Raw genomic sequence first — 26750 nt, forward strand, 5'->3', positions numbered from 1 at the left:
CTTCTTTCACTAGATACCATAATTAGTATGTATTATACCAAACGAACGTTTATACTTTCACCATTACTTTATTCACGAGTTTATCAAACGTTCCCTCTTGATAACAATTCCTCGGTATGCCTTTAAAATAAGGAATGAATTTAGAAAATTCGGTAGTATGTAACACGCCGATATAATTTAAAAATAATTCTACTTCCATAAAAGAGCGACCAATAATAGAGGAAACAAACTTAATGTCTGGTACTTTTTTATAAAGACTGACAACTTGTACTGCAGTTTTTTCATCCCACTTTTGGTCATTTTCAGGAAATAGCGCCTGAAAATACAATGGATTTTCCTCTACTTTGTGAATCATATTTTTCGCAATTTCCACCGCTTTTCCTACTTCCACTGAAAAGTAAGGACGCATAATGTCTACTCTTGCATCGTACAACTCACTATGAATGAGTAATACTACTTGTCTTACATCATGCGAAAATTGCTCAAATTCTAATTGAAACGGAGTGGGGACTTCAATTACTTTATTTAATTGATGGATTCTCGATTTCACATCTGATGCATGGCCAATTTTTATTAGTCCTTCCATACTCGGATTAGATACAATGTATATATATCCAGCTAAATGTTTCTTCATTTTTCTATCCTCCTACGTATAATGAGACAATCCTTTTTAACCATGACATTCGTATCGTCATTTATAGTAATTTTATCATAATTATAGATAGTAAAAAAAGATTAAGAATCAATATATGGATTTCCATACATTTATCCTTAATCTTTCTTTACGAAAACATTTAAATGACATATACATACACACATAAAAAATGTTCCAAACTACCGAGCAATACGAAAATATGAAAAATTTCATGATGACCAATATGTTTAAATTCTAACCATGTTGGTTTTGTCCAATAAATCATTCCACCAATGGTATAAAAAATACCACCTACGACTAATAAAACAATACCATTTGTACTAAGATTCATCGATAATGGGCCGAAGAAAATGACGACGAACCAACCCATCAGAATATAAATTAATGTCGACAACCATCTAGGGCTGTTAAACCATACCATTTTAAAAATAACACCGATACATGCGGCAAGATGAATAACCCAAAATAATAACCAACCGTTTTCATGTTGCAATGTAATTAAACAAAATGGTGCATACGTACCTGCAATTAATACAAAGATCATTGCATGATCGACTCTTCGCAAAAAAGCAATCAACCGCTCATCCGCCACTATTCCGTGGTAAACAGCAGATGCTGTATATAATGCCATCATCCCTATTCCAAATAACATGACTGCTAAAATCGACGTCACAGAAGGCATTTGAATCGAAACTTTTACAACCATTGCAAGTAAAGCAATAAAAGCAAACACCGCTCCACCTAAATGTGTAAAAGCATTTACCGGTTCTCTTATATAGGTATTCATATTAACACCCCTTATATAATTATATGTAGTTTTTAAAACTACATATAATTATACGTGCATTACCCCATCCGGTCAAGGTTTACATTTTACATATTTCATAATACGATAAACATACATTCTAATATACAAAGGTGAGAAATTTGATGAAAGAAATTGAAACATTAATGGAATCCTTACATTTACACAATCAAATTAACACGGAAGATATCCCGAATGTTGATTTGTATGTAGACCAAATCGTACAGCTTTTTGAAAATACTTTTCATAACACCACAAGAAATGAAAATGAAAAGGTATTAACAAAAACGATGATCAACAATTATGCAAAAGGGAAATTATTTTTTCCAATCAAAAATAAAAAATATTCCAAAGAACATATTATGTTAATTAGTTTCATCTACCAATTAAAAGGGGCACTTTCTATTAATGACATTAAGACGTCTTTAACACCTTTAAATGAAGCTGTAGAGAAAGATGAAACATTTCATTTAGAGGAATTTTATCAACATTATTTAAACATAACAGAAAAAAATGTCACACAATTTCAACAAGAAATGAAACAAAAAGTACAAGAAATAGAAGAAGAAACTACTGGTATCGAAAATAAACAGTTATTCAATCTTTTATTGCTGTCGTCGTTAGTCACGATGAGTAATTTTTATCGCCGATTAGCCGAAAAACTAGTAGATGAAATGGAGCAATCATAATCGTAATGCCCCGCACACCATTTTGCTACGTAGAGAAAACATCTTTACACCCAAAAAACTTCAAGAGAAACTCTTGAAGTTTTTTTAGTCTTCATCTTTCACATCGATATCTTCGGGTAAAGGTTCAGTTAGCCATTCTTCCCATTGCTTCTTCATGTTTTCCACTTGTTTTAAATGATGATTAAACTGTTCTTTATTAATTAAGTATTGTTCTCCATCAAAGACAGCTCGAATTCGTTTTTCGTGAATCCATTGTACAATATATGATTCTGGCATTTCTAAATATGCCGCTGTCTCTTTTACCGTTAAATACACAAAAGACAACTCCTTCCTAGACTAAACTATCCTGTTATCATTTTACACGTTTATTGAAAAAATAGATTTTAAATAGACATACTATTTATTGGCATCTTTTAAAAAGTCATCTATAGCAACACCCTATTTTACCCAATATATTCATCCATTTTTATTTGTTGAGTTCCTTTATATCCAGTTCCATCTAGCATCAATTTTTATTCACTATTTAAAAACGTTGTGTTTAGAGAGGATGATTTTTTATGGTATCCATTATGGATTACATAAAAAAGGACATGAATGTGTCTTACACGACAAACGGTGCAAAAATGTACCAAACGTCAAACGGTTTCCTTGTAGATTATCTTGCAGCAGCAGGCCCTATTCGTTATGCCCATGAGAAAGTGCATAACAGCTTGTTTGAAACAGCGTATGTGGAAAATAAACGGAGCGCGTTACGCTTACTGTTTTTCATTCATCATATTCGCGAAGGATTAGGAGAAAGACGATATTTCTGCTTAATTCTACAACATTTAACAACAATTGCCGAAGAAGTATTGCTAAAAAATCTTCACCTCGTTTCGACACTTGGACGATAGGATGATTTATTTGATTTCAAGCTGTTTTACATCTCATTACGAAACAGTTACAAGAAGATATACTTGTATAACAACCATCTTTGCTTGCAAAATGGTTACCAAGTGTAAGTTTGAAAAAGGTAAAACCAAAACAATATCGAAAAACATTGTCTTCCCTTTGTACAAAGATTGGGATTGTAGAACAAAAAATGTCTAGGAAAGAATGGAATACCATTTCTTATCCTGCCATTCCTTCACAAGTGATGCTAAAATATCGACAAGCATTTTTATGAAATGCCGAAAAGCGATTTGCTGATTTTATCCAAGATGCCCATCTCCGCAAACAAACAATGCATACAAAGACGCTCATCTCAGGCCAAATCATTTCAAAAGCAATCCATTGCAAAATGAAGCAAGAAGCAACATTTTTAATTGAAAGGTGGGAAACGTACAAAAAGGATTGGGCTGATTTCAGTGAAAACACCCTGGCTATTATCGATGTATCTGGTTCAATGCATGGGAAACCTCTAGAAGTAGCTGTTAGTATGTTCATTGCCGAAAAAAATCAACATAACACGTTCGACAATACGTTTATACCTTTTTCAAATCACCCAGAGTTAATACGTATTATCGGTCATAATCTTGTTAGTAAAACGAAATTTATTTGTCAAGCTAACTGAGAAATGAATACAAATCTAGGGGCAGTTTTTGATCTTTTTCAAACAGCAAAAAACATAGGTATTCGGATTATCGTGTAAAATTTATAAAACTATCATAATTACAAGATATGGCATAATATCAAGTAGTTCTTCTTAATTAAAACTTATTTACTTTAAAGTAAAATTGTATTATACTCTGTATTACAGAGTACTCTTAAGGAGGGAGTTAAATTGGAAAAAAAACCAATTGATAAAGAAGATATTATAGAAAATTTGTCCCATATAAAAACATTAATAAATCACAAACAAGATTATGGAAAACAAACAGCACCATACTTTATTGTTTGGGGATGTATATGGATTATTGGCTTTTTAATTAGTTCTACTAGTTCAATGTCGGTAATTAATACAGCTTGGATTTTACTTGCAGTAGTTGGTTGGTTTTTCTCTGGCATAATCTTTTTAAAACAAAAAAAGAACTACCCTATGCCCAAATTCTTGAACAATCAATTTAAAATGTTATGGATTGGATTCTTGTTTATCTTTTATATATTTGTTTTTCTTATTGGCTCTAAATTATTGCCACTTTCATTTCATCATCTTGCCTTGTACAGTTTTTTATTGATTTCTATTTTGTATATATTATTAGGTATTATTCTAACAAGGACAATCTTATTCATGGGCTTATGGTTGATTGTCCTTGGAACTGCTACTTACTCATTTTTATCAGATTATATGTATATAATCTTTGCAATTTTAGGTGGAGGATGCCTACTATTAACTGGAATTTTGCTAAATAGAAAAGGGATTAAAAATGAGTAAGCTAAAACATTTGAATGATTTAATTCATGCAAAAGTAAGACTTGGGATTATGAGTCTGCTGATGACATACGGAGAATGCGATTTTACTTTTCTAAAGAAAACCTTAGAAATCACTGATGGAAATTTAGGTTCTCATTTACAAAAGTTAGAAGACGCAAATTATATAGAAATCAAAAAAACATTCGTAAAGAAAAGACCTAAAACAATTGTAACCGTTACAGACATAGGTACACACGCTTATAGAGAATATATTAAATCACTAGAATCAATTTTAAATATAAGTAAGTAGAATGGGAGTTGTTATATATGTATAATCGAAAAGATGAAACGATTGCAGGGTTGGTTTTAGGAATTCCATCCATTGCTTTAACCGTGCATATTTTCTTTTGGTATTTAGGAAACCCTCAACAATTTATCAAGCATAGATTAGGAATTAATTCCGATGCATTTAATAACCCTACAGTTTGGATATTTACTTTTGTAATTGCCATTGTCTATATTATGTATACTGCTAAAGTTATTCCCTTTGTTCATGAGCACTTGTTTACATTTTCTTGGCTTAAAGTGATTGGTATATGGGCTGCATTCATTTTTAGTACTTTAGAGGAGATTTTATTCAGGCAAATAGTAATGGATTGGCTAATGAGTTTAGACTATTCAATAACCATACAAGTATTAACTTCAGCCATTATCTTCGGTTTAGCACATGGAGTATGGATTCTTCTTAGAGGAGAGTTTAAAATTGCTCTTCCAGTGATATTGTCAACTACCGTTCTTGGTGGATTACTAGCCATTTTGTACATTATAGCTGATCGTAATATACTTGCACCAATTGTGGCTCATATATTGATTAATTTATTCATTGAACCTTGGCTTATACTTTCTGCCGTAACAGGAAAGTGGAACAGTAGGGTAAAAAAAAGCGAAAATAATGACAACTAATATGTTCAATTTAGCAAACTTTAAGATAATGAATATGAAAGAAAGTGAATTTGATTATAGATTCTTAGTTGAGCTTACTGCTTTATCTCCTTCATAATTTCTTAAATGTGGTAGAATTTTAAAATCAAAAGAACCGATAACAGCCAGCCTGCTCCTAAAAAACGTCGCATGAATACAGCAACAAATACGAGTTCCAATGAAAGTAAACTGTTTTGATTGACACAAAACCTATAGAAACAAAAATCATTATTACTACTAACCTATTTATCGTAACTAATGATTTTTTTCTTCTGAATATCCATTTATACGTTATCCTCTCCCCCATCTTTACTATTTTTCATTTTACCATAGGCGAGTATTCCCTCTATTATTCTATAATCTTTATAAATCGTAATCATTACGATTTATGGTATAATACAGAAAATAGAAAAAAGAGGTGCACCTTTATTGCTAAAACAAATGACACTGGACAAAATACGTCCATATATGCAAATGATTTCAGATGAACATCATCATCTTTGTTTAATCGGTCCGATGAAAATGCCATTAAAAATTAATGGCAAAACTTATCTCTTTTCATGGTACACGTGGGTGAACCATGAATTGATTACCAACGCTGCAACGGTTGAAGAAGTATATAACTTCCTTTATCAAAAGCCATTAGCAAACGAACAACTTTCGTCTGTTCTTGTTTATGGAGATTTTGCCCAAGAAGAAGACGCCTTTGTTCGTTTTCATAGTATTTGCCACACGGGGGACGTTTTTGGTAGTCGTCGTTGCGATTGTGGTGAACAATTTCAAGCAGCGAAAGAACGAATTGTTCAAGAAGGATGTGGTGCCATTTTTTATTTAGCTAACCAAGAAGGACGAGGGATTGGTTTATTTCATAAAGCGATGGCTTATCTCCTACAAGAACAAGGACTTGATACCATAGAAGCAAATGAAGCATTAGGATTTCAAGATGATATTCGTGTATATGAAGAAGCAGTTGCCGTCTTACAATCATTACGTTCGAAGCCCATTCATTTAATCACCAATAACCCCGATAAATTAACGCAACTACAACAAGCGGGGGTTGCGATTAAAGAACGCGTTCCGGTCTGGTGCCAAACAACCTCCTATAACGAGCGTTACATTCAAACAAAAATTGCTCGTTCGGGGCATTTACAACGTTAAAAAGGAGTGAATCATTCACTCCTTTTTCGTTACGGCCAACTTCTGCGCCATTATTTTCCCGAGCGCTTCCTCTACCGCAATCTGCTCATATTCACTTTTTGCTTGCTTATACATGTTCCGTAACATTCGCAAGCTGTTGTCGGGATTTTTATCTACATGTAAAAGTGTCCATGCCCAAGTAGCCCAAAACTTAGGACGTCCTTCTGTTTTTTGTATCATCTCATCTAGACAAGGAATCGAGGTCGAACCGATTTTCGATAAACTTAAAGCTGAAGTCATACAAAGTTCTTCCTGTGCATGGTGTAAATAATTCATTAACGTAGGAACCGAACTTTTTGCCACTTCGCCAAACTCCCCTAAAATCGTCATCACTTTTTTTTGCGTGTCTACATCCTCTGACTTTGTTAGTAACTCAATTAACACCGGTATCACTTTTTCCCCAGATTGTTTGATTATTTGTTCGCTTTCCTGATTATCCCAAAACATAGGATACCTCCGCTCAATTGAATCATTTTTTTCTCTTTACAACGTACCATATCATTCCATTCTATTCCACTACACCATGACTATTCCTTTTTTTTTGAAAAAAAAAGCCGAACACTTTCAAATTGATTTGAAAGGCTCGACCACCATTTTATTTTTTACTCAATGAATGCCGTCACATTATTCGAAGAAAGAAGCAAAACATGCGAGGCATGGTAACTATAGGATTATTCATCTTGCATAAGGGTAGTAAAACATGAATATAGTTGAATTTACTTGTCTTACGAGCAAATTCGTTTTTCGATCGTTTTATGAAAAACATTCAACCACTTTTGTTCCGTCTGTTTTTCCGTACTTTGTAAATAATGAAATAACATTGTTAATCCTTGAAAATCGAGGTTTTCGATCACGCTTGTCATGACTAGTTCATCCTGAACATTTGTTAAAAAATAGACAATTTCGTTTCTCATTTTTCACCTCTCCTTCCCTACACGATGGGAAGATTACAATATCAATTGGATACAGTTTGTGCTTTCCGTACTTGTTTTGCGGCTTGCACCATGTTTTTCAGTGCTAAAATCGTTTCTTCTTCCCGTCTTGTTTTCAACCCGCAATCTGGATTGACCCAAAATAAATCATTCGGAAGAACAGACAAAGCTCTTTGAATGACTTTACGCATCTCTTCTTCAGAAGGAACACGTGGGCTATGAATATCATAAACACCTAAGCCAATCCCTTTATCATAAATATTTTGTTCAAAGTCATAAATTAATTCTCCGTGGCTACGTGATGTTTCAATCGAAATCACATCGGCATCTAATGCTTTAATCGCATCGATAATATCCCTGAATTCACTGTAGCACATATGGGTATGAATTTGCGTCGTGTCTAACACATCCGATGTGGCAAGACGAAACGCTCTCACTGCCCACGTTAAATATTCCTGCCATTTTTCTACTTTAAGCGGTAATCCTTCTCGTAACGCAGGTTCATCTACCTGAATCATTTCAATTCCCAATTTTTCCAATTCTTGTACTTCTTGAATGAGTGCTTTTGCGATTTGATACGCTACTTCATGGCGAGGTACGTCATTTCGTACAAACGACCAATTTAATATCGTAACTGGTCCTGTAATCATTCCTTTGACTGGCTTTTCCGTTAAAGATTGTGCATATACCGTTTCTTTTACGGTCATCGGTTGAATAAAGTTCACATTTCCGTAAATGAGAGGAGGTTTTACGCAACGTGAGCCATACGATTGTACCCAACCATTTTTCGTAAATGCAAATCCTTCTAACTTTTCACCGAAAAATTCAACCATATCGGTTCGTTCAAATTCACCATGAACAAGTACATCTAATCCAATCTCTTCTTGGATATCGATCCATTCTTTGATTTTTTGCTTGATTACTTGTTCGTACTCCATGTCTCCTAATTCTCCGTTACGCCATTTTCTGCGAATACGTCGAATATCTGTCGTTTGTGGAAAGCTTCCGATTGTTGTCGTCGGAAGGAACGGTAATTGCCATTTTTCCTCTTGTGCGACGCGTCTTTCCTGGAATGGAAGACTTCTTTTTGTACGTATGTCTTCGGGCTTATCATCTACAGGTGTGCGCCATTCGGATGATGCTAATTGTGTGAAAATGTCTTGATTAGTTTGCATTATCGTTTCTTTATCACTTACGGCTGCTGTCATAAATTGTTTTATTTCTTGTAGTTCTTCAAGTTTTTCATCACCAAAAGCTAGTGCTTGTTTTAATAACGGATGAAGCGAATCTTCGTACTTTACACTTACAGGTACATGTTGCAAACTACAAGAAGGTTGAAGCCATTGCCGCTCACTAGGGACCATTGCTGATAATTTCTCCAACTTTACTTGTACAGAAAGCAAGTTTTCCTTCCAAATATTTCTACCGTCTATGATACCGACTCCAAGCACTTTATCCTTTGGAAATCCAAATTTCTCTACATTTTGCATGTTTTCTTCATACCCTGCGACAAAGTCTAATCCGATTCCTTGTACAGGTAAACCTATCACTGCTTCATAATGAGTAACCGCTTCGAAATACGTTTGCAACATAATCGAAAGATTCGGTAATTCTTGCGTTAATTCACGATAGATGCGTGCGACTAGTTTCATCTCATCGTCTGAAATACTCGTTACGAGCGATGGTTCATCGATTTGTACCCATTTTACTCCGGCTTCTTGTAGTTCTAATAAAAGCTGTTTATATGGTGAAAGGAGTGCTTTTGATAGATCTTCGAATTGATTTTGTTCATAACCTTTGGAGCATTTTAAAAATGTAAAAGGACCAAGCAAAACAGGTTTTCCTTCTATACCTACTTCTTCTTTTGCTTCAAGATACGCCTTTAACGGTTTATTTTCTGTCAAAGTCGGTATTTGACCTGACCATTCCGGCACGATGTAATGGTAATTAGTATTAAACCATTTCGTCATTTCGCTTGCTTGTGCTTCTTGATTGCCACGCGCTATCGCAAAGTATGTCGATAAAGATACTGCATTCCCTTGATACTGAAATCGATCCGGGACTAATCCAAACATAACCGCTGTATCTAACACATGATCATAAAATGTAAAATCACCAACTGGAATAATGTCAACTTGTTTTTCTTTTTGTTTTTGTAAGTGATAAAGACGAATGTCTTTCATTTGTTTTAGAAATTGCACTTCATTTATTTCGTTTGCCCAAAAGGACTCGAGCGTCTTTTTCCATTCTCGATAATCGCCGATGCGAGGATAACCAAGATTACTCGTTTGTACCACTATCTATACCCCTCCCATAAATCGTATTCCTCCCTAAAAATAAAAAAGGATATTTTTACCACGAAAAGTAGGCAAAAATATCCTGATTATTTACTCAATATTTTTAACACCTCCCTATCTCCCGTAGGTTTTCCAAACAGTGCTGTTAGAACAGGCAGGTATCCTGGCTTAGTGTCATCATCATAATCGGTCTTCCCAGTAAACAATACCAGTGACGTATAGATTATGACTCTTCTATTACAGTGGCGGGACCGCTCCGGATTTACACCGGATTCCCCTTTAAACTTTGAATCATGTCAATTCAAAGTACCTGTTCCCAACGATATTTGATTGTTGTAAAAGTTTTGTCAAACTTTAATAAAACTCTATCGGAAGAAAATAAGATTGTCAAGATTATTTTTTAAAAATTCTGAAATAACACCATTATATATTAGGTGCATATACTATGGGCATAAAGAAAATGGTAGGAGGAATGAAAATGTATATGTATTATCCTTACGTATCATCTATGCGTGCTTCACACTCTATTCATACTGGACAAAATCAAGCCTATGCTAAATTAATCACTAGCTCACTCGCACCTCATTTACAAGGCATTGTTCTTTTTTTCAATCATCCTTATGGAACAGAAGTGTATGTGGAAGTAACAGGTCTACCAAAGTATCAACCTGCTACAAAAAAGAGCCCCCAAATCGGTCCACATGGATTCCATATTCACGAACTTGGCGACTGCTCCATCGGGAACAAACAAGATCCTTTTCAAGCAGCAGGTGGGCACTGGAACCCGACCAAACAACCACATGGCAATCACGCTGGTGATTTCCCAGTATTATTTTCAAACAATGGGTATAGTCAAATGCGATTTTTTACAAATAAATTCAAAATAAACGATATTATCGGAAAATCGATTATTATTCATCAAGGCCCGGATGATTACAAAAGTCAGCCTGCTGGAAATGCTGGCAAGCGGTTAGCATGCGGTGTCATTCAACCACTTATGTAAGCGGGATTCTGCTTTTATATTTTTTAAAAAAGTGTAGACTTTAGATTATCTCCCTCTTCTTATTCTCTATTTTAATATAATATTTTACGAATAATCCAATCGATTGGATTTTCACACTTTCCCTCTTTTATTTTCTAGTCTATTTTTCACAAACAATCATACATAGCATTATCTTTTTACCTGTGTCTTTACTTACCTATTTCCGGTAAAATCCTTATCCACAATAGGAATAGTTTCACCCCTTACTATTAGATATAATTTATCAACTTTTCCACCTTATACCCTTTCACAAAAAAGATATACTAACAAAGGATTCATCCAGCAACTCTTTTAAAATATATGTAAATGGCATTTGTTTTATATCTTTACCAACTAACCTAAACAAAAGAAAGAGAAAACAAGAAGAGCTTTGTTCAAATATACTCTACTATCTCCTCTACTTTTTTCCGAGGAGGTCGTTTAAAACGATTATACCGTTCCGGTTGTTTGCCAATTGCAATCATCAAAACAGGAATAAATGGCTCTTCTATTTGAAATATTTTCCGAATCCCTTCTTCTTCGAATCCAATTATTGGTGCCGTATCCCATCCTTTATCCTTTGCCACTAACATGAATAACATTGCAGCTAAAGAAGCATTCCGAATCGCTTCATCTCTTTTAAAAGATTCACCACGACTCTCATACAATTGTTTCGATGATTGAATCCATTCTGCAAACGATTCTTCATCCATATACTGGCGGTGTTCCGCCATCGTTTCTTCTACATTTTCATATGCATTTGGATTCGAACATACTAGCGCTACAGCTGATGCCGTGACAGTTTTATGTTGGTCATATGAGACTTTTTTTACTTCTTCCCGTCGATTTCGACTGAGCATTACTTTATATGTTACGTGTTGAAGATTATAACAGGAAGGCGCATACCGTGCTAACTCAATAATCTCATTTATTTCTTCTTTGCTAATCGTTACACTGGCATCAAAATTGATGGCAGTACGTCGTTCATGTACTAAGCGAGCAAAATTAGTTATTTTAATGCTTCGAAAATTTTTCATGAACTCTCCTTCTCCTTTTCTTGTATAAAATGAAGCATTTTTTCCGCCTTTATCGGCTTCGAGTAAAGAAAACCTTGCATATAATCGCAACCCATTTTTTTTAGCAAATCTAGTTGTTCCTCTGTTTCCACACCTTCTACCAATACTAGCATTCCTAACGATTGGACTAACTGAACGATGGATTGTAACAATGCCTTTTCTTTCGTATCATCATTTTCATTGACCCCAATATCTTTAATAAAGTAACGGTCTACTTTAATTTTATGATAAATATCACTTTTTAAATGCGTCATGGAAGCATAACCTGTACCAAAATCATCCATTACAATTTTAAAGCCCATTCCTTTTAATGTTTCGATTTTTTGAGCAATTCCTTGCTGTTCTTCTAAACTAATGGATTCGGTAATTTCTAGTTCTATTCTCTTTGTGTCAATATTATTCTGTTCCGCCATATGTTCGATTTTAACAAGAAAGTCTTCATCGATTAATTGTGCAACAGAAATATTTACAGCAATGGTAATATCATTATAGCCCGCCTCTTCTAATTCCTTTTGAAAATGACATACCTTTCGAAATACACTATATCCTAGTTCTAAAATCATTCCTGTTTCTTCAGCGATAGGAATAAACTTATAAGGTGGAACCATCTTACCGTTATATTCCCATCTAGCTAGTGCTTCTAATCCAACAATTTTATTTTCTTTTAATGAAAATTGCGCTTGGTAATGTACATCAATTTCATCATAATCAATAGCTTTTTCCAATGCGTCTTCTAGATAATCTTGTTCTTCTCTTAATCGCTTTAATTCTTCTACGAAATGACCGACTTTATTTTTTCCATTCAATTTAGAGTGTTCTAGCGATACCATACCGCTAAACTCCAATTCCTCTAACGTTCTTCCGTTTTCGGGATACCGAACCACACCGAGAAAAATATCAACTTTTAAGCGGTGTCTTACATATTTAATCGGCTCTTCCGCCGCTTCTATTACTCTACGAATAACGTGTTGCTCCTCTAAAGTGTTTTCAATCATAACCGTAAATTCTGTACCGCTTATACGGAAGGCTTGAACGCCTTGGATTGCTGCTAGTCGATAAGCAAAACGTTTTAACATTTCATCTCCAACTGTAAAGCCGACAATATCATTTATTTTTCTTAAACCATCCACTTTGATACGAAGAAAACTAAATGGCGACGGGCTTTTTATTTTTTCTGATAAATAGTTAACATATGCCAACCGATTTCCCAATCTAGTCATTGGTTCTTTCAATTCTAGTTGTTTCATCTTCCCAACAAGCTCTGTTTTTGTTTTTTCTAAAAAAAAGATTTCAAAAAAATCTTTAATTAGTTGATAAGCCTCTTCTAGCTTCCATGCTTTTTCTTTACGTACAAAACGAATAAATCCAATCCATTTTTCCTCATCAAAATAACTATATATTCTTGCAAATTCATTCATTTCAATATTTTGCTCTTCAATATAATAGTTATTTTTTAACTGTGCTTCCCAATCACTTAATTCTGTAACTTTTACTTTCTGTAAAAGTAATCCTTCTTCATGATGAAGATTGTAAACGATAAATTGATCTTCTTCTACTATTCCTATTGTTATTTCAATGATCGATAGTGTATGTAAAAATTGGTTCATATAAGAATCTAATGAATCTTTTTTAAATTGATGATTCGCCACTATAATATCCATAATTGGATCGATAGATTTCAATCATTTCACCTTCTTTTAAAAAATATCCTGGTAAAATAGTATTAAATATTATTTATTACTTGTTAGATTCCCTAGAAATCATACTATACTACACATTAATAGATAGAAAAATTATATTTTAACCATTTTAAAGAAAAATATCCCATTAATACAGTTTTTAAAACCTATTAATAAGATAGATAACGGTTAATTGATTGCCTAATGTTAAAAAAAAAGAACCAAATAGTAAAGGTAGTCCTTTACTATTTGGTTACTTCAATTTGCCCCATCATTCCATTGTCTTCGTGTTCTAATATGTGACAATGAAACATGTAAATTCCCTCTTCTTCAAACCGAACAGCAATTCTAACTCGGTCGTTCGGTTGAACAGCGATTGTATCCTTCCAACCTTGCTCACTTTCTGGTGGTTCTTCACCGTTAATCGAAAGTACCCTAAATTGCGTGCCGTGAATATGGAAAGGATGTATCATTCCTCCCATATGATGTGGTTGATTATAAATCTCCCATATTTCCTCTTCGCCAACTTTTTGTGTAAAATCAATTCGATTCGGATCAAATTGTTTTTGATTAATCGTCACCATACGACCCATCCCAGCTAACGTCACTTTTTTTGTCACTTCCTTATTCGGAAATGTCTCTTTTTCTACCGTATTTAATTGTGTTGGAAGATCAGGTGTTTTTTTAGGAGAACCTTTTATTTTGATTGGTAATACGACAGCTCCATCTTCGTTTAATAGATTCACCGTATCCCCATCTCTATAGCTACTAAAGTCCACTACTACTTCTGTTCTTTCAGAAGGCGATAAAAAAATAGAAGAGCGATCTATTGGTTGATTTAACAACCCACCATCTGAGGCAATTTGTTGAAAATGACGTTTGTCACTTAATGTAAGGCGATAATTTCTTAAATTAGAACCATTTAAAAAGCGAAACCGAATTTTTTCTGGTTTTACTTCTACATAAGGATTGACTGTACCGTTGATTAATAATGTATTCCCAACCGTACCATCTTCGTTTTTCACAGCAGAATAATCTAATTGATGATCCGAAGTAAAATAACGATCTTGCAAAATGATTGGATAATCATTTACGCCGTAATCTCTTGGAAGTGCCAATTTCTTCTCTTTATCGTCTTCAATCATCAGCAAACCAGCTAATCCTTTATACACTTGCTCGCCAGTTTTATGCATCGGATGAGGGTGAAACCATAACGTTGTCGCGCCTTGGTTTACGCGAAAAGAAATATCTTTTTCTTCTTGCGGTCGTATTACTTCATGCGGTCCACCGTCACCTTTTCCAGGCAAAATTAATCCATGCCAATGAAATGTTGTATCTTCTCTTAATTCATTAATGGTTTTAATATGCACCTGTTGGCCTTTTTTTACTTTAATCACTGGTCCTAAAAAAGTACCGTTATAGCCGTATGTTTTTGTTTTCGTTCCTTCTAAAATCGATGTTTCTCCTTCTTGCGCTCTAACGGTATAATACACATCATTCCCTTCCACTTTATCACTTTTTAACACACGGGGAACTTTTAATACGTTCGTACCAGTTGAATCGTGTAATCGAAACCTTTCCTTATACATAACTTCGTGAGGATTTTCGATTTCTTCTTGATTATTTGGTCGTTCCTTTACTTGTAAAGACGGATTAGAACATGCACTAACCAAAAAAAGTACAGATAACAAAGCAAAGCCTACTCGTTTCTTTTTCATTCACTTTCCACTCCTTTTACTAAAAGAAGTGTAGCAAGGAAATGTGAAGAAGTGATGAAGAAACACGTAACAAACTACCTTTATGTACGTGGAAAAATAACGTGAATATTGGTACCAGACTTCCCGTCACTTTCTGCATAAATTTCCCCTTCATGTGCTTCTACTAAACGTTTGACGATGGCTAAGCCGATTCCACTTCCTCCTGTCGTTCGACTTCTCGATTGATCTTCTCTATATAAACGATCAAATATTTTCTCGAGGGATTCTTTTTGTATCCCTTTCCCGGTATCTGCAATTGTTACATTGCAAGTAGTAGCAGTTTCCGTTGCCAATACACGTACCGTCCCACCAGCCTCTGTATATTTTAAAGCATTCATCATAATGTTCATGAAAATTTGCATACACCTCGTTGAATCTCCCATAATGATAGGATTTGATTCAATTTGGTTTACTAATGTTACCTTCTTTTTTCGGTACTCTGTTTCTAACAAATTAATAGTTTGTTGGATAACTTGCGCAAGAGACACTTCTTCCTTTTTTAGCGAAAACTCTGGTGTATCTAGTGAATTTAATAATTCTAAGTCTTTGACTAGTCCAATCAACCTCTCTACTTCCTCTGTACAACTATGAATACGATCGTATGTTGGTTGCCAGATCCCATCTTCTAATGCTTCCAGATGACTTTTCAACGTCGCCAAAGGATTTCGTAATTCATGAGCAACATCTTTCGTCATTTCCTGCCTTTTTTGTTCTAATGATTGAAGCTGTTGCGAAAGGTTATTTAAAGAAGTTGCAAGGTCACCTAGTTCATCGTTTCGATGAATGCCTATTTTCACATCTCGTGCACCATGTGCCATTTGATGTGCAACATCTTTCATATCGAGCAATGGTTTAATAATAAGATTGGCAAGTAACGTACTAATAATACTAATCACGATCATCGTCACAATTACAATCCAAATAATCGATTCCAAAATCGCTTGTTCAACATGAAAGACTAACGAATCAGGTATTTGATATTTCGCTACTTCTTCACTAAACATTTGAAAATGAACATGCCCTTTGTACACGATAATTGCACTAACAAAAAACAACAAAGTGGTGGAGAATAAAATAAAAAATAACGCAATTTTCTTTTTTAATCCGCTCATCTTTTTCCCTCACCAAATTTATATCCAATCCCATAAACGGTTTCGATATATTCTATCGAATCATCCAATTGTGCAATCTTTTTCCGAATATTTTTAACGTGTTGATCAATCACTCGAACATCGCCTTCAAAATCAAATCCCATCACTCGTTCTACTAACTCGTCTCTTGAAAAAACTCGATTCGGATATTTGACTAACAAGACAAACAATGCGTATTCTTTCGGCGTAAAATCAATTCGTACTTGATGCACGTACACTTCTTTTGCATTAGAATAGATTGTAATATTTCCAGTAGTAATCGTTTCTGATAACAATAATTGATCGTTCGTTCGACGTAAAATCACTTTCACCCTCATCACTACTTCTTTTGGGCTAAATGGTTTTTCAATATAATCATCCGCTCCAATCGAAAGACCATGCAACTTATCAGCTTCTGTTACTTTTGCCGTTAACATCAAAATCGGGGTCGAGTAATGCAGCCGAATACGTTGACACAATTCCTCCCCTGACGTATCTGGTAACATTAAATCAAGAATGATTACATCAATCGTTTCGCGTGCTAATATGTGCATAGCTTCTTTCCCATTTGTAGCTTGAAAAACAACAAAACCACTAGCTAAAAAGTACGATTCTAACACTTCCCTAATTTTCTGCTCATCATCTATTAACAAAATGTTATTCATTCGTTTCACAATACCCTCTTCTCTTTTTTTATGAAGTAATCATCCATTTTCTCCATCATACGATAAGAAGATTATGATGAGCAAAAAGTTTCTTAGTCGTATCGTTATGTAAAAAGAAAAAGAAGCGCTTACCGCTCCTCTTCTTTTCCCACAATTAACGTCTTGTCGCATACCAACCAGCTTGATGTCGATTAGGTGTACCGCCACCGCCAGAAAAAGCAAAAAATGTTCCAGCCATCGCATTCACCCGTGATTGACCACCAAAATCCCTTCCAAAAAAGACAACACCACTAAACGTTTGCGTTGCTTGTGGATTATTCGGATCAATGATACGAATAAAGGAAATTTGTTGCGTTGATTGGTCAAAAAAGCCGTGCATCTGATTGCCAAAAACTGTACCAGAAAAACGTCCCGCCCGGTCCATCCTTGTAATAGCTAATGTTCCAATAAAATCATTTGCATTTATGTTCCATGTTCTAGGAAGCGTGTTCGGTGTAAAAGCCCGGTCTTCCTCTTCTTCTTGCTGGCGGTATTCTTCTACAGGCGCAACGTACCCATACGGATAAACATAAGGATAGGGTAAAACAGGTTGAACAAATTCTCCACTCACAATAATTCCCCCTTGCATCTTATTAGAACGTGATATCGCTATTATCTTATGGGCTAAAATAGTCTTCGTACATTGTCCATTTTATTTTCATTAAAAAAATACAGGAATGGTTGATTTATGTTGGAAGAAGATATAAAATAAGAATATATGTTCTCATTTTATAAAAAGAAGGTGTGTCTACATGGCGTATGCACAAAAAGATATCAAAGACTATATTTATGAAGTAGCTGTAGAAATAGCAAGTTCTCTCGGAACGAAACCGTCCGTTATCTGGAATTCCAAATCTTTTCAACAACAACTTACTACTGTCGTTACTAAACAAATCGCCACACTGGAGCGAGAGCGACAAGACTATAAAAAAACAAGCACTACCTATTAAGAGTGCTTGTTCACCGTTTTTATTCCACAGGCATTGTATTCGCTAAGCCTGCAAAAGTTGCAGAAAAACCGCCGATTAACGAAACAATAAGGAAAATAATTAAAATAATGATAACTGTTTGCTTTTTGCTTAATCCGCCAACTATTTGAAAACCCATGCCTAACACAATTAAACTCCAAATGTTAAAAAATTCAACATTCGATAAAAATCCACTTAAAAAAGTCGTTGAATCAAATAACGCACCTAAACTAGTGTAACTTGTTACTTCACCTTTAAGAACAAACATTAAAATAGAGTTAATGATTAAACCGAGAACCGAAATAATCGATACATGGACCATCATCGAAAAAATATGTTTAAACGATGTATCATTTCCAACAATCATAAAACATAATTTATATACCCCTGCTGCAATTAAAAAACCGATAGGTGTAACTAATAAACCACCAATTACCGCAGCACCGATGGTCATACCTTGTATCACCTTTAATTTTTCTCCCGATAATCCAAGCTCTCCCATGTTTGGTGTTATTGCATATGCCTGTAAACCTGCAAAAATAGCGGTTAACACACTAACTAAAATTAACGCTAAGATAAAGGTAGGTCGCTCTTTCATCCGTGTAAATTGTTCCGCAGGGTTCGTAATCATTCCAAACAATGATGGCTTAGCTGTTTGAGTTGGATTATTTTGCACTGTTTCTTCCACTTTCATCACTCCATTTCTTATTTTTTTATGTTTTAAGTATAAAAAGAGGGTTATTTATTAGACGTTTGAGTCTTCGTCTTGGTTCCTTTTTTAACTCTAATGATTATTTAGAAATATTTATTTTCACATGTGAAAAATTTTCCAAAATAACACTAAGTTTTTTTAATGCACTAACTATTTTATTAAAGAAATAGAATAAGTATTAGATTTTTGTGATTTTTCATTGTTTTAATATAATCTCATGATGAACAGAGTAAATATTTCTATCTACGAATAAAAAGGCGAATTTCAAGAAATTTTACGAAAGAACCTATGATCAAAAGTTCTATTGATAAAACTTTTTTCTGCCATACCTAAAATAACAGAGTACTAAAACCGATTTAACTTCTTCCTGTAGCGCCTTTGCGTCTCATTCATACCTAAAATAACAGAGTACTAAAACACAGTTGCGATTGATCTAGTTAATCCATTTGTCTCATTCATACCTAAAATAACAGAGTACTAAAACTATACGGCGCCGACATGTTAGGTGGCAAATGTCTCATTCATACCTAAAATAACAGAGTACTAAAACAGTTCGAATGTTGTTCTTAATCGTTGTGTCGTCTCATTCATACCTAAAATAACAGAGTACTAAAACAGTAAATACAAACTATACGATTTTTATGTAGTCTCATTCATACCTAAAATAACAGAGTACTAAAACGCTCTAGCACTTCTTTATAACCTTTAATATGTCTCATTCATACCTAAAATAACAGAGTACTAAAACACAGTTGCACGAGGACTTTGGCACTCCGGTGTCTCATTCATACCTAAAATAACAGAGTACTAAAACCAATTAACAGAGGAAACGTTAGTAAAATTAGTCTCATTCATACCTAAAATAACAGAGTACTAAAACAGCTGTAACAATCAAAACTGGAATTGCTTCGTCTCATTCATACCTAAAATAACAGAGTACTAAAACCGAATTGCAAAACATCAAGAGATTTTGAAGGTCTCATTCATACCTAAAATAACAGAGTACTAAAACATTGTCGCTAAACACAACAATGTCATTATTGTCTCATTCATACCTAAAATAACAGAGTACTAAAACATAGTAAAACCATACATAAAGTGTGCTTCGGTCTCATTCATACCTAAAATAACAGAGTACTAAAACATCTAATTCCACGATGTACAATACAACCTTGTCTCATTCATACCTAAAATAACAGAGTACTAAAACCTGTACAATCTACAAGAACAGAGAAAAGATGTCTCATTCATACCTAAAATAACAGAGTACTAAAACTATTTTATAAAAAGGAGACGGGTAAATGGAGTCTCATTCATACCTAAAATAACAGAGTACTAAAACATGTTGTCGGGATGTAATTTGTTAGAGTATGTCTCATTCATACCTAAAATAACAGAGTACTAAAACGCAATTGGAAATGATGCAGGAGATTATGAAGTCTCATTCATACCTAAAATAACAGAGTACTAAAACACTAAGGTGTAATCTAATTACCTTAGCCCTGTCTCATTCATACCTAAAATAACAGAGTACTAAAACAGGATAATCACTCATTCCCGTACCCTTATCGTCTCATTCATACCTAAAATAACAGAGTACTAAAACCTACGGTACGGCTGGCGGATGGCACGGGCCGTCTCATTCATACCTAAAATAACAGAGTACTAAAACTACTGAGGAGGCTGTCCAACAAGCATATCTGTCTCATTCATACCTAAAATAACAGAGTACTAAAACACAAACAAAGAGGTTAATAGCAAGCGAGCGGTCTCATTCATACCTAAAATAACAGAGTACTAAAACCCAATTCGTAAGCACACTCATCACAATAAAGTCTCATTCATACCTAAAATAACAGAGTACTAAAACTTTCCATACCTCGGAATCCATACTGCATCAGTCTCATTCATACCTAAAATAACAGAGTACTAAAACATCCACCAATGGCGTTCCGGTAGATTACTTGGTCTCATTCATACCTAAAATAACAGAGTACTAAAACGAGCGATTTGCTTATCAATAAGTCCATCACGTCTCATTCATACCTAAAATAACAGAGTACTAAAACGTGGTGAAAGCGTGTAGAACGTTTAAGGCGGTCTCATTCATACCTAAAATAACAGAGTACTAAAACGGGCTTACGAAACAGAAGGAACTCCACCGGGTCTCATTCATACCTAAAATAACAGAGTACTAAAACCTCTAATGAAAAAATTTAAATATTTTCATAAAGTTTTTGAACATATACGTGAACTGATTCATTTAGTTTATTTCGATCTAAATCTAACTGAAACTTATATCCACAATACTTCAAAAAACTTGTACATGTATAAATATCAATGGGTTCAAACAACATAATATCTGCTAGTTTGTAATTTGAAATAACAGGACATACTTCTAATTTATCAATATATCGAAATAGTATTTGTTTAAAACTATTCTCCAATTCCATTCTACTATAATCAAGAGGTGCATTCCATTCTAGATTTCCGATAAATTCCTGTGTGATTTTTTGTTGATTATTAAAAAAATAGTTATTAGCAAATACTGAATCAGCTAGAAAATACTTAGATTCAGTATGCACGATTATCTTAATCTTTTCAGCAAATTTATCTAAAACTTTTTTTAAAATCATCTGTTCTTTAGCACTTAAATACGCTTCAGGAAACCTATAAATTAAAATAGATTGACCATGACTTAAAGTATGGGTTTCTTGAAAAATAACTGGTAACAAACATTCTAATTGATGAATATTTTTTTTATAATCAATATCCTTAAGATGGGATAATTCTAAAAAGTCTATTTCAATTAATTTTATAAATAAATCATGTGTGAACTTCTTTGATTTCAATGGCAAATCAAAACTAGTCAATTTTAATAAATCTTCTACTAACGAATTTATCGTTGCAAGATACCCCTCTGATTCTATATTATTTAATAACTTACGTTTTATGTGATTTTTCACTAGAGATTTACTACCAAGTTTTTGTTCTTCTATAACATCTTGATTAGAAATCAAAAAAGCTTGATATGCTTTTGTTGATAACTTTTCTCCTGCATTTAATTGATCATAAATTGAAACTGTATCTTTCACTTTACTTCGAGGTTGAAAATATTCAAATATAGCAGATAATATAGACTCTTCTTTTGTGTTATGGACATCATATACTACACAATAATTTGATATATTCATATCTACACGTTTTTCATGATCAATTTGAACCGTCCATTTTTCATTCATTCAATCTACTCCTAAAAAATTATTGTTCGATTATCTCCTAATATTTCAAAACTTTTTTCCTCTTCCCCAACTAAAATCATCATTTTTTCATATTGTTTCTCAGTAATAATCAAAGCTCTCACATGTCCATTTTTAGGTAAAAATCTTTTGATTGACTTAATAGAATATTGAGCTGCTTCTTTATTTAAACATGATTTCATATAAATAGAATATTGAAGCATTAAAAAACCATTTTGAATTAATTCCTTGCGAAATGTCGTATAAGCCCTTACTTGTTCTTTTGTTTCAACAGGTAAATCAAACATTATTAAAACTCTCACAAATCTATAACTCATAAAACTTAATTTTCATAAGACTTGGCATCTTTATTTGTTGTTTTCCACCTGTTTCAAAAAACTCAAAAAGGGACTGTATCATAATTTCAATCGCTCGAATTACTGTTTGCTGTTTTCCATCAATTAATATTTTTGTATGAAGTAAATTAATTAATTTAACTCTATAATCTTTTGTTAAAAATATTTCAGGAGGCTTAGATGAGACAAAATAATCAACAATAGGTCTAAATGGTTCAATGATATCTGACGCTAAATTAAAATGATTTCTCTCCCCTTTATGATAAATGCCCAGCGCTGGAATTAATCCTTTTGCAACAATAGTTCGAGCAATAGCTGCATTAAAAATAGCATAACCATAATTTAAAGCAGCATTCTCTACTAAGTTTGGATTACTTCGTACAAAGTCACCATCAAAAATACTATTAAAATAAATCCTTGCAGCTTGTCCTTCAATATTCGTCTGATCATTAATAGTGATATTTTTACCCAGTTCAACCATTTTATCTAAACGATGATTGCTCGTCCCTATTTTTTTCATACATTCGATTTGATTTTTTATTTTATAACGGATTATAGATTGCCAAGCTGTTCCTTTTAAATCTTCTTCCCAGGATAGCTGTTTTACCATTTGCTTATATTGACCAAAATGACCTGATACAGGTTGAATAATACATTCAGGAAGATGTTGTTGATTACATAAAATTACAAGAATATTGTTACGGGATAATTCAACTAATAATCTAGTTGTTAGGTTTGCTGTTAAATCTTCCACGACAACTGCAAAAATATCCGAAAGGGGAATTTTTATTTCCAAATCCCCCTTCTTTACCTTTAAGCTATGCAAATGAAGAGATAGTTTATCGACTTCACTTGCATATATAATACGCCAACTCATCGTACACCTCTCATGGACTTTTTTGGATACGAAAATATTAATTTTTCATTTGTTACTTTATAACGATTTCCTAATACATCCGTTGCAAATTTCTCGAACTGTATGATGTTTTTACTAATTGATTTTCGTAACTGCTTATTTTTAAGATTATTTAACTCTGCAAAATTTTTATAATTTTGATTTATCCAATTACATTCTATCCGATTAGTTTTATCATGATTTACACCTATAAATAGAAATTCTTCATTATCTAGTTCAAAAATATCATACTTATTTAAACTAAATAGAAAATTTGACTTATTATTTATTTTCTTCTTTTTTAATTTCTCTTCATATATTTTTTTGCAAATCTCATAATTATCTCCTTTTTCTTTTAAATCATTAAAACGAACAGTCACAAATTTATAGATGCCATCTTCCTTATATACATCCATTCGAAATGGCTTTATAGATAAATTAACAACTCTTTTCTTAGAATTATGAAATTTATGCGTGATATCTTTATGCTCACCTAATTTTCCACTATAATATTTTACCGATAGAATTGGGGGACCGTTATCTTTTTTACTATACTTCGTTACAAATTCACCTGTTTCTTCTTTATATTTGTACAAAGGATTCTTAGCATCCCCATATTGCTCCATGATACTTTTTATTTTTTCATAAGTTTGTCTATCGTTATGATACATTAGAAGCTTTTTTGGACTCTTTCTAATCTTATTAACCAAATCTGTATTATCCTTAGCATAAATATCTTTAATTTTTTTAATAACATATTCATTGTTATCGACCGTTCTAGTTGAACAAATAGTATCGTTCATCAATTGTCTATTTGGCTTCTGGTCCACTCGATGAGAATACTTATAATTTTGATATTTTTTTATAGTAGCCACTTTTTCATATTTATCAATGAATGTTTTAGTAAAATCATCTTCACTTAAAATTTCGCCTGTTTCTTTATTAACAATATGAGGATCAGATAATATTAGATTTTGTTTTGCTAATACTTCCTTTTTACTAAATAAGTATCCCGCCATTGCAATAATTAATGCATCTTCTGCATGGTGTTTATAATCTATATTACGATCTTTTTTAAATCTCCATAATTTTCGTAAATAATGAGTAAATGATCCGTTAATGGACTTAATTTTTACATTTTTATTATTTTCAGAAAAAAAGGTCTTTAATAAGTTCATTAATTCTCGTGTTACATATCTTGTATCAACAAGATTACGATTAATAAATTCTTTTTGAACTTCAAACTTATTGATATCACGTTCTTCAAGCAAATACTCTCGTTTTTTTCTTGACATCTTATCAGATGATTTTGCTAATTGTAAAACATGTTGTTTAAACTTATCATAAGATACTCCATCTATTTTTCGATTCATGTATTGATAAGGAGTTAAATTTCCTTTTTTCTGATTTTCTATATACTTTACAAGTACCTTATTATTTATTGAATCATCAAATGAAATAGAGCGTGGAATAATATGATCAATTTCATAATGATTAGGATTTAAAAACAAATCATTTAAAGGAATTGGTGTTAAAGAATACATACAATGACCATCTTGCAAATGCCATAATTTAATCATTTCAAATAATCCTTTGGTATCATATACGCCTAGTTGTTCTATCTTTTCTTTTACCTCTTCGTTCATTGCTGCATTCTTTCTATTTAATTTTGATAAAAATTTCTTTCGATCTTCACTATTTCTCTCACGTGCTAATTCAATCACAATCTCAGATGGTTCACCATAACGTTTGATGATTGCATTAACAATTCTAATAGATTGTGTAAATGCACGTTTTACAACAGGAGATAATATCCACTCATCTACTATTGATACTGGAATTTGATTTCTTCCTTTAAGTGATATGCGTTTTGGTTTCAATTTCATTTCAGATAAAATTTGCATATGATTCTTTGTGGTCGACCACAATTCAGGTAGTAAAAGATAAATTAACTTCAAAGATAAACTATGTGTAGACGTGAATCTTAATTCTGAAATTTCCGATATTTCGGACGTTGTTAATTCAGGAATTTCCTGTTTTAAACGCTCTCTTTTTTCTGATGGTGTTTGCATAACAGTTAAAATCCGTGCCATTTGGTCTAATATTTTATCATTTTCAATTATTTCATGACGTTGCGTAATAGTCTTAATACTATGATAAAAATCAAAAGAAGTAAATATAGGTTCTCCCTTGGCATTAACTCTATAACCTTTGATATCTTCGAAATTCACTCCAACTTCTTTTGCAATCTGCTTTAGCGTGGGCTTTTTTCGAATTTTAAAAACCTTTTCTATTAATCGTCTTTTTTCCTCTGCTGATAATTTGGTATTTTCTTCTCGCATAATCACTATATTATTTAAATCATTTAGTGCATTGAATAATTGTGCAGAGTAGCTGGCCTTAACAGCTCTCAATTCTTCAGGAAAATAGCTACATTTCCCCATTAACTGTTCGTACCATTTTCGAGGGTCACCACCCCATCCATACTCACTACCTTCTCCTGGGCCTTCAAAATATTCACGTCTCTTCTTTATTAACTCTATATATCGCTCAATAAATTCATCAGTTATTTTTTTATTATACTGTCTCTGTGTATTTAATATCTGCTGAACTTCTTTAATATAATCACTAGTTTTAAACCGATTTTGGTAACCCCTAACTTTATATGGTATTTCGTTTTCTTTATTTCTTGTAAGTCTTTGTAATTGTAATTCACAAACAAATTTATTTCTTAATAACTTTTCATTCTTACTAATTTGTTCTTTAGTAGAAAGTTCATTATCGTCCTTTTGTTCATCAAGAGTTGTTTCAACATTGTGAATACCTCTTCGTTTTGCGATATGTATAAGCGCAATAGCTAGTTCTTCATCAGTTAACTCTTTGCTTAATCCCTTTACTCTTATTTCATAAGGTTTATTTGAGATAGGTTGGGCATCTTCTGCCATAATTCTATTTTTAACTAACAGATGTTTTACTCTAGCAACTCTATGTTGTTTCCGTCTTTTTAATCGCCGGGCTCCTCTTTTTTCTCGCCTACCATTATTGTTGTTTACATCAGCTTCTGGAAACAAGCGTACCCCAGCATCTATAATATTTTGATTTTCATCAATAAGACCATATCCAACTGAACCAATACCAATATCCAAACCTAAAATATAATTTTCGAGCACAATTTACTCCCTCCCATTTACTAACACACCTTTATTATAGTTATATTTTGTAAGAATATCCATAGTATATATGATAAATTCCCTAGAAAAAAAATTCTTATATAAATAAAAAACCCCGCATATGCGGGGTCAGATCCTAATAGATCAAATACGGC

Annotated in this window: 27 protein-coding genes, 1 CRISPR repeat array and 1 riboswitch; of the genes, 10 read left to right on the forward strand and 17 right to left on the reverse strand. The window is 33.2% G+C overall.

Going from position 1 to position 26750, the window contains the following annotated elements; all coding sequences use genetic code 11:
- Positions 1 to 49 precede the first annotated feature (49 nt).
- A complete protein-coding gene (locus BN1372_RS02690) occupies positions 50 to 634 on the reverse strand; it encodes a GIY-YIG nuclease family protein (protein ID WP_062197319.1) in 585 nt (194 codons plus the stop codon).
- 160 nt (positions 635 to 794) lie between these two features.
- Positions 795 to 1442 carry a PAQR family membrane homeostasis protein TrhA gene (trhA, locus tag BN1372_RS02695; protein WP_062197320.1) on the reverse strand — a complete coding sequence of 216 codons (648 nt, stop codon included), beginning with the start codon at positions 1440 to 1442 and terminating at the stop codon, positions 795 to 797.
- A gap of 143 nt (positions 1443 to 1585) precedes the next feature.
- Between trhA and BN1372_RS02700 the strand changes: the two genes are divergently transcribed.
- Entirely contained in the window at positions 1586 to 2149 is a 564-nt protein-coding gene (locus tag BN1372_RS02700) for a DUF1836 domain-containing protein (RefSeq protein WP_062197321.1), read from the forward strand.
- Positions 2150 to 2233: 84 nt separating this feature from the next.
- On the opposite strand, the gene BN1372_RS02705 is transcribed toward BN1372_RS02700, so the two are convergent.
- Positions 2234 to 2464 carry a helix-turn-helix domain-containing protein gene (locus tag BN1372_RS02705; protein WP_062197322.1) on the reverse strand — a complete coding sequence of 77 codons (231 nt, stop codon included), beginning with the start codon at positions 2462 to 2464 and terminating at the stop codon, positions 2234 to 2236.
- Between the two features lie 242 nt (positions 2465 to 2706).
- On the opposite strand from BN1372_RS02705, the gene BN1372_RS02710 reads away from it, so the two are divergent.
- From BN1372_RS02710 to BN1372_RS02740, 7 genes are all read left to right on the forward strand, one after another.
- A complete protein-coding gene (locus BN1372_RS02710; protein ID WP_062197323.1) occupies positions 2707 to 3042 on the forward strand; it encodes a hypothetical protein in 336 nt (111 codons plus the stop codon).
- Positions 3043 to 3152: 110 nt separating this feature from the next.
- On the forward strand, positions 3153 to 3314 hold the full coding sequence (locus BN1372_RS15805; RefSeq protein WP_154662970.1) for a DUF2828 family protein: 162 nt from the start codon (positions 3153 to 3155) through the stop codon (positions 3312 to 3314).
- Between the two features lie 114 nt (positions 3315 to 3428).
- Positions 3429 to 3701 (forward strand): DUF7788 domain-containing protein, encoded by a 273-nt coding sequence (locus BN1372_RS02720; RefSeq protein WP_456085399.1) that lies wholly within the window; start codon positions 3429 to 3431, stop codon positions 3699 to 3701.
- 210 nt (positions 3702 to 3911) lie between these two features.
- Positions 3912 to 4502, forward strand: coding sequence for a hypothetical protein (locus tag BN1372_RS02725; protein WP_062197326.1), 591 nt, complete (start codon positions 3912 to 3914; stop codon positions 4500 to 4502).
- Positions 4495 to 4791, forward strand: coding sequence for a winged helix-turn-helix domain-containing protein (locus tag BN1372_RS02730; RefSeq protein ID WP_062197327.1), 297 nt, complete (start codon positions 4495 to 4497; stop codon positions 4789 to 4791). The genes BN1372_RS02725 and BN1372_RS02730 overlap by 8 nt, the downstream gene beginning before the upstream one ends.
- A gap of 17 nt (positions 4792 to 4808) precedes the next feature.
- The gene (locus BN1372_RS02735) at positions 4809 to 5444 is read left to right on the forward strand and encodes a CPBP family intramembrane glutamic endopeptidase (RefSeq protein WP_062197328.1); all 636 of its coding nucleotides are present in this window, start codon (positions 4809 to 4811) and stop codon (positions 5442 to 5444) included.
- Between the two features lie 447 nt (positions 5445 to 5891).
- The gene (locus BN1372_RS02740; protein WP_230198784.1) at positions 5892 to 6620 is read left to right on the forward strand and encodes a GTP cyclohydrolase II; all 729 of its coding nucleotides are present in this window, start codon (positions 5892 to 5894) and stop codon (positions 6618 to 6620) included.
- A gap of 15 nt (positions 6621 to 6635) precedes the next feature.
- On the opposite strand, the gene BN1372_RS02745 is transcribed toward BN1372_RS02740, so the two are convergent.
- The 3 genes from BN1372_RS02745 to metE form a co-directional block, all read right to left on the reverse strand.
- Positions 6636 to 7106 carry a HEAT repeat domain-containing protein gene (locus tag BN1372_RS02745; protein WP_062197329.1) on the reverse strand — a complete coding sequence of 157 codons (471 nt, stop codon included), beginning with the start codon at positions 7104 to 7106 and terminating at the stop codon, positions 6636 to 6638.
- Between the two features lie 278 nt (positions 7107 to 7384).
- Positions 7385 to 7573 (reverse strand): hypothetical protein, encoded by a 189-nt coding sequence (locus BN1372_RS02750; RefSeq protein WP_062197330.1) that lies wholly within the window; start codon positions 7571 to 7573, stop codon positions 7385 to 7387.
- A gap of 41 nt (positions 7574 to 7614) precedes the next feature.
- Positions 7615 to 9888 (reverse strand): 5-methyltetrahydropteroyltriglutamate--homocysteine S-methyltransferase, encoded by a 2274-nt coding sequence (gene metE / locus BN1372_RS02755; RefSeq protein WP_062197331.1) that lies wholly within the window; start codon positions 9886 to 9888, stop codon positions 7615 to 7617.
- A 136-nt stretch (positions 9889 to 10024) separates the two neighbouring features.
- A riboswitch (cobalamin riboswitch) is annotated at positions 10025 to 10217 on the reverse strand.
- 149 nt (positions 10218 to 10366) lie between these two features.
- Here metE and BN1372_RS02760 point away from each other — a divergent pair.
- The gene (locus BN1372_RS02760) at positions 10367 to 10891 is read left to right on the forward strand and encodes a superoxide dismutase family protein (protein WP_062197332.1); all 525 of its coding nucleotides are present in this window, start codon (positions 10367 to 10369) and stop codon (positions 10889 to 10891) included.
- Positions 10892 to 11304: 413 nt separating this feature from the next.
- Here the strand turns inward: BN1372_RS02760 and BN1372_RS02765 are convergent, their stop codons facing one another.
- From BN1372_RS02765 to BN1372_RS02790, 6 genes are all read right to left on the reverse strand, one after another.
- On the reverse strand, positions 11305 to 11946 hold the full coding sequence (locus BN1372_RS02765) for a nitroreductase family protein (protein ID WP_062197333.1): 642 nt from the start codon (positions 11944 to 11946) through the stop codon (positions 11305 to 11307).
- Positions 11943 to 13667, reverse strand: a complete 1725-nt coding sequence (locus BN1372_RS02770) for a putative bifunctional diguanylate cyclase/phosphodiesterase (RefSeq protein ID WP_062197334.1) — start codon at positions 13665 to 13667, stop codon at positions 11943 to 11945. The genes BN1372_RS02765 and BN1372_RS02770 overlap by 4 nt, the downstream gene beginning before the upstream one ends.
- A 242-nt stretch (positions 13668 to 13909) precedes the next feature.
- Positions 13910 to 15382, reverse strand: coding sequence for a multicopper oxidase family protein (locus tag BN1372_RS02775; protein ID WP_062197335.1), 1473 nt, complete (start codon positions 15380 to 15382; stop codon positions 13910 to 13912).
- An 80-nt stretch (positions 15383 to 15462) separates the two neighbouring features.
- Positions 15463 to 16533 carry a sensor histidine kinase gene (locus BN1372_RS02780; protein ID WP_062197336.1) on the reverse strand — a complete coding sequence of 357 codons (1071 nt, stop codon included), beginning with the start codon at positions 16531 to 16533 and terminating at the stop codon, positions 15463 to 15465.
- Positions 16530 to 17216, reverse strand: a complete 687-nt coding sequence (locus BN1372_RS02785) for a response regulator transcription factor (RefSeq protein ID WP_062197457.1) — start codon at positions 17214 to 17216, stop codon at positions 16530 to 16532. Before BN1372_RS02785 ends, BN1372_RS02780 begins: the two co-directional genes overlap by 4 nt.
- A 154-nt stretch (positions 17217 to 17370) precedes the next feature.
- On the reverse strand, positions 17371 to 17826 hold the full coding sequence (locus BN1372_RS02790) for a hypothetical protein (protein ID WP_062197337.1): 456 nt from the start codon (positions 17824 to 17826) through the stop codon (positions 17371 to 17373).
- A 181-nt stretch (positions 17827 to 18007) separates the two neighbouring features.
- Between BN1372_RS02790 and BN1372_RS02795 the strand changes: the two genes are divergently transcribed.
- Complete coding sequence (locus BN1372_RS02795; protein ID WP_062197338.1) at positions 18008 to 18205, forward strand: hypothetical protein; 198 nt, start codon at positions 18008 to 18010, stop codon at positions 18203 to 18205.
- A 19-nt stretch (positions 18206 to 18224) separates the two neighbouring features.
- Here BN1372_RS02795 and BN1372_RS02800 read toward each other — a convergent pair whose 3' ends face one another.
- The 5 genes from BN1372_RS02800 to cas9 form a co-directional block, all read right to left on the reverse strand.
- Positions 18225 to 18911, reverse strand: coding sequence for a YknW family membrane protein (locus tag BN1372_RS02800; protein ID WP_062197339.1), 687 nt, complete (start codon positions 18909 to 18911; stop codon positions 18225 to 18227).
- 340 nt (positions 18912 to 19251) lie between these two features.
- A CRISPR array of direct repeats spans positions 19252 to 21136; the repeat unit is 36 nt; unit sequence GTCTCATTCATACCTAAAATAACAGAGTACTAAAAC.
- A 15-nt stretch (positions 21137 to 21151) separates the two neighbouring features.
- Positions 21152 to 22177: a hypothetical protein gene (locus BN1372_RS02805; RefSeq protein ID WP_062197340.1), complete on the reverse strand. Its 1026-nt coding sequence runs from the start codon at positions 22175 to 22177 to the stop codon at positions 21152 to 21154.
- 11 nt (positions 22178 to 22188) lie between these two features.
- Positions 22189 to 22497, reverse strand: coding sequence for a CRISPR-associated endonuclease Cas2 (gene cas2, locus BN1372_RS02810; RefSeq protein WP_062197341.1), 309 nt, complete (start codon positions 22495 to 22497; stop codon positions 22189 to 22191).
- 4 nt (positions 22498 to 22501) lie between these two features.
- A complete protein-coding gene (cas1, locus tag BN1372_RS02815) occupies positions 22502 to 23407 on the reverse strand; it encodes a type II CRISPR-associated endonuclease Cas1 (protein ID WP_062197342.1) in 906 nt (301 codons plus the stop codon).
- The gene (gene cas9, locus BN1372_RS02820) at positions 23404 to 26595 is read right to left on the reverse strand and encodes a type II CRISPR RNA-guided endonuclease Cas9 (RefSeq protein ID WP_062197343.1); all 3192 of its coding nucleotides are present in this window, start codon (positions 26593 to 26595) and stop codon (positions 23404 to 23406) included. The genes cas1 and cas9 overlap by 4 nt, the downstream gene beginning before the upstream one ends.
- Between the last annotated feature and the right edge of the window lie 155 nt (positions 26596 to 26750).

The sequence above is a fragment of the Massilibacterium senegalense genome (assembly GCF_001375675.1).
GTDB lineage: Bacteria > Bacillota > Bacilli > Bacillales > Massilibacteriaceae > Massilibacterium > Massilibacterium senegalense.

Bases quoted from the DNA above. Each gene is read 5' to 3' on its own strand.
- BN1372_RS02690 (WP_062197319.1), bottom strand. From the start codon at position 634: ATGAAGAAACATTTAGCTGGATATATATACATTGTATCTAATCCGAGT.
- trhA (WP_062197320.1), bottom strand. From the start codon at position 1,442: ATGAATACCTATATAAGAGAACCGGTAAATGCTTTTACACATTTAGGT.
- BN1372_RS02700 (WP_062197321.1), top strand. From the start codon at position 1,586: ATGAAAGAAATTGAAACATTAATGGAATCCTTACATTTACACAATCAA.
- BN1372_RS02710 (WP_062197323.1), top strand. From the start codon at position 2,707: ATGGTATCCATTATGGATTACATAAAAAAGGACATGAATGTGTCTTAC.
- BN1372_RS02720 (WP_456085399.1), top strand. From the start codon at position 3,429: ATGAAGCAAGAAGCAACATTTTTAATTGAAAGGTGGGAAACGTACAAA.
- BN1372_RS02730 (WP_062197327.1), top strand. From the start codon at position 4,495: ATGAGTAAGCTAAAACATTTGAATGATTTAATTCATGCAAAAGTAAGA.
- BN1372_RS02735 (WP_062197328.1), top strand. From the start codon at position 4,809: ATGTATAATCGAAAAGATGAAACGATTGCAGGGTTGGTTTTAGGAATT.
- BN1372_RS02745 (WP_062197329.1), bottom strand. From the start codon at position 7,106: ATGTTTTGGGATAATCAGGAAAGCGAACAAATAATCAAACAATCTGGG.
- BN1372_RS02750 (WP_062197330.1), bottom strand. From the start codon at position 7,573: ATGAGAAACGAAATTGTCTATTTTTTAACAAATGTTCAGGATGAACTA.
- BN1372_RS02760 (WP_062197332.1), top strand. From the start codon at position 10,367: ATGTATATGTATTATCCTTACGTATCATCTATGCGTGCTTCACACTCT.
- BN1372_RS02765 (WP_062197333.1), bottom strand. From the start codon at position 11,946: ATGAAAAATTTTCGAAGCATTAAAATAACTAATTTTGCTCGCTTAGTA.
- BN1372_RS02775 (WP_062197335.1), bottom strand. From the start codon at position 15,382: ATGAAAAAGAAACGAGTAGGCTTTGCTTTGTTATCTGTACTTTTTTTG.
- BN1372_RS02780 (WP_062197336.1), bottom strand. From the start codon at position 16,533: ATGAGCGGATTAAAAAAGAAAATTGCGTTATTTTTTATTTTATTCTCC.
- BN1372_RS02785 (WP_062197457.1), bottom strand. From the start codon at position 17,216: ATGAATAACATTTTGTTAATAGATGATGAGCAGAAAATTAGGGAAGTG.
- BN1372_RS02795 (WP_062197338.1), top strand. From the start codon at position 18,008: ATGGCGTATGCACAAAAAGATATCAAAGACTATATTTATGAAGTAGCT.
- BN1372_RS02805 (WP_062197340.1), bottom strand. From the start codon at position 22,177: ATGAATGAAAAATGGACGGTTCAAATTGATCATGAAAAACGTGTAGAT.
- cas1 (WP_062197342.1), bottom strand. From the start codon at position 23,407: ATGAGTTGGCGTATTATATATGCAAGTGAAGTCGATAAACTATCTCTT.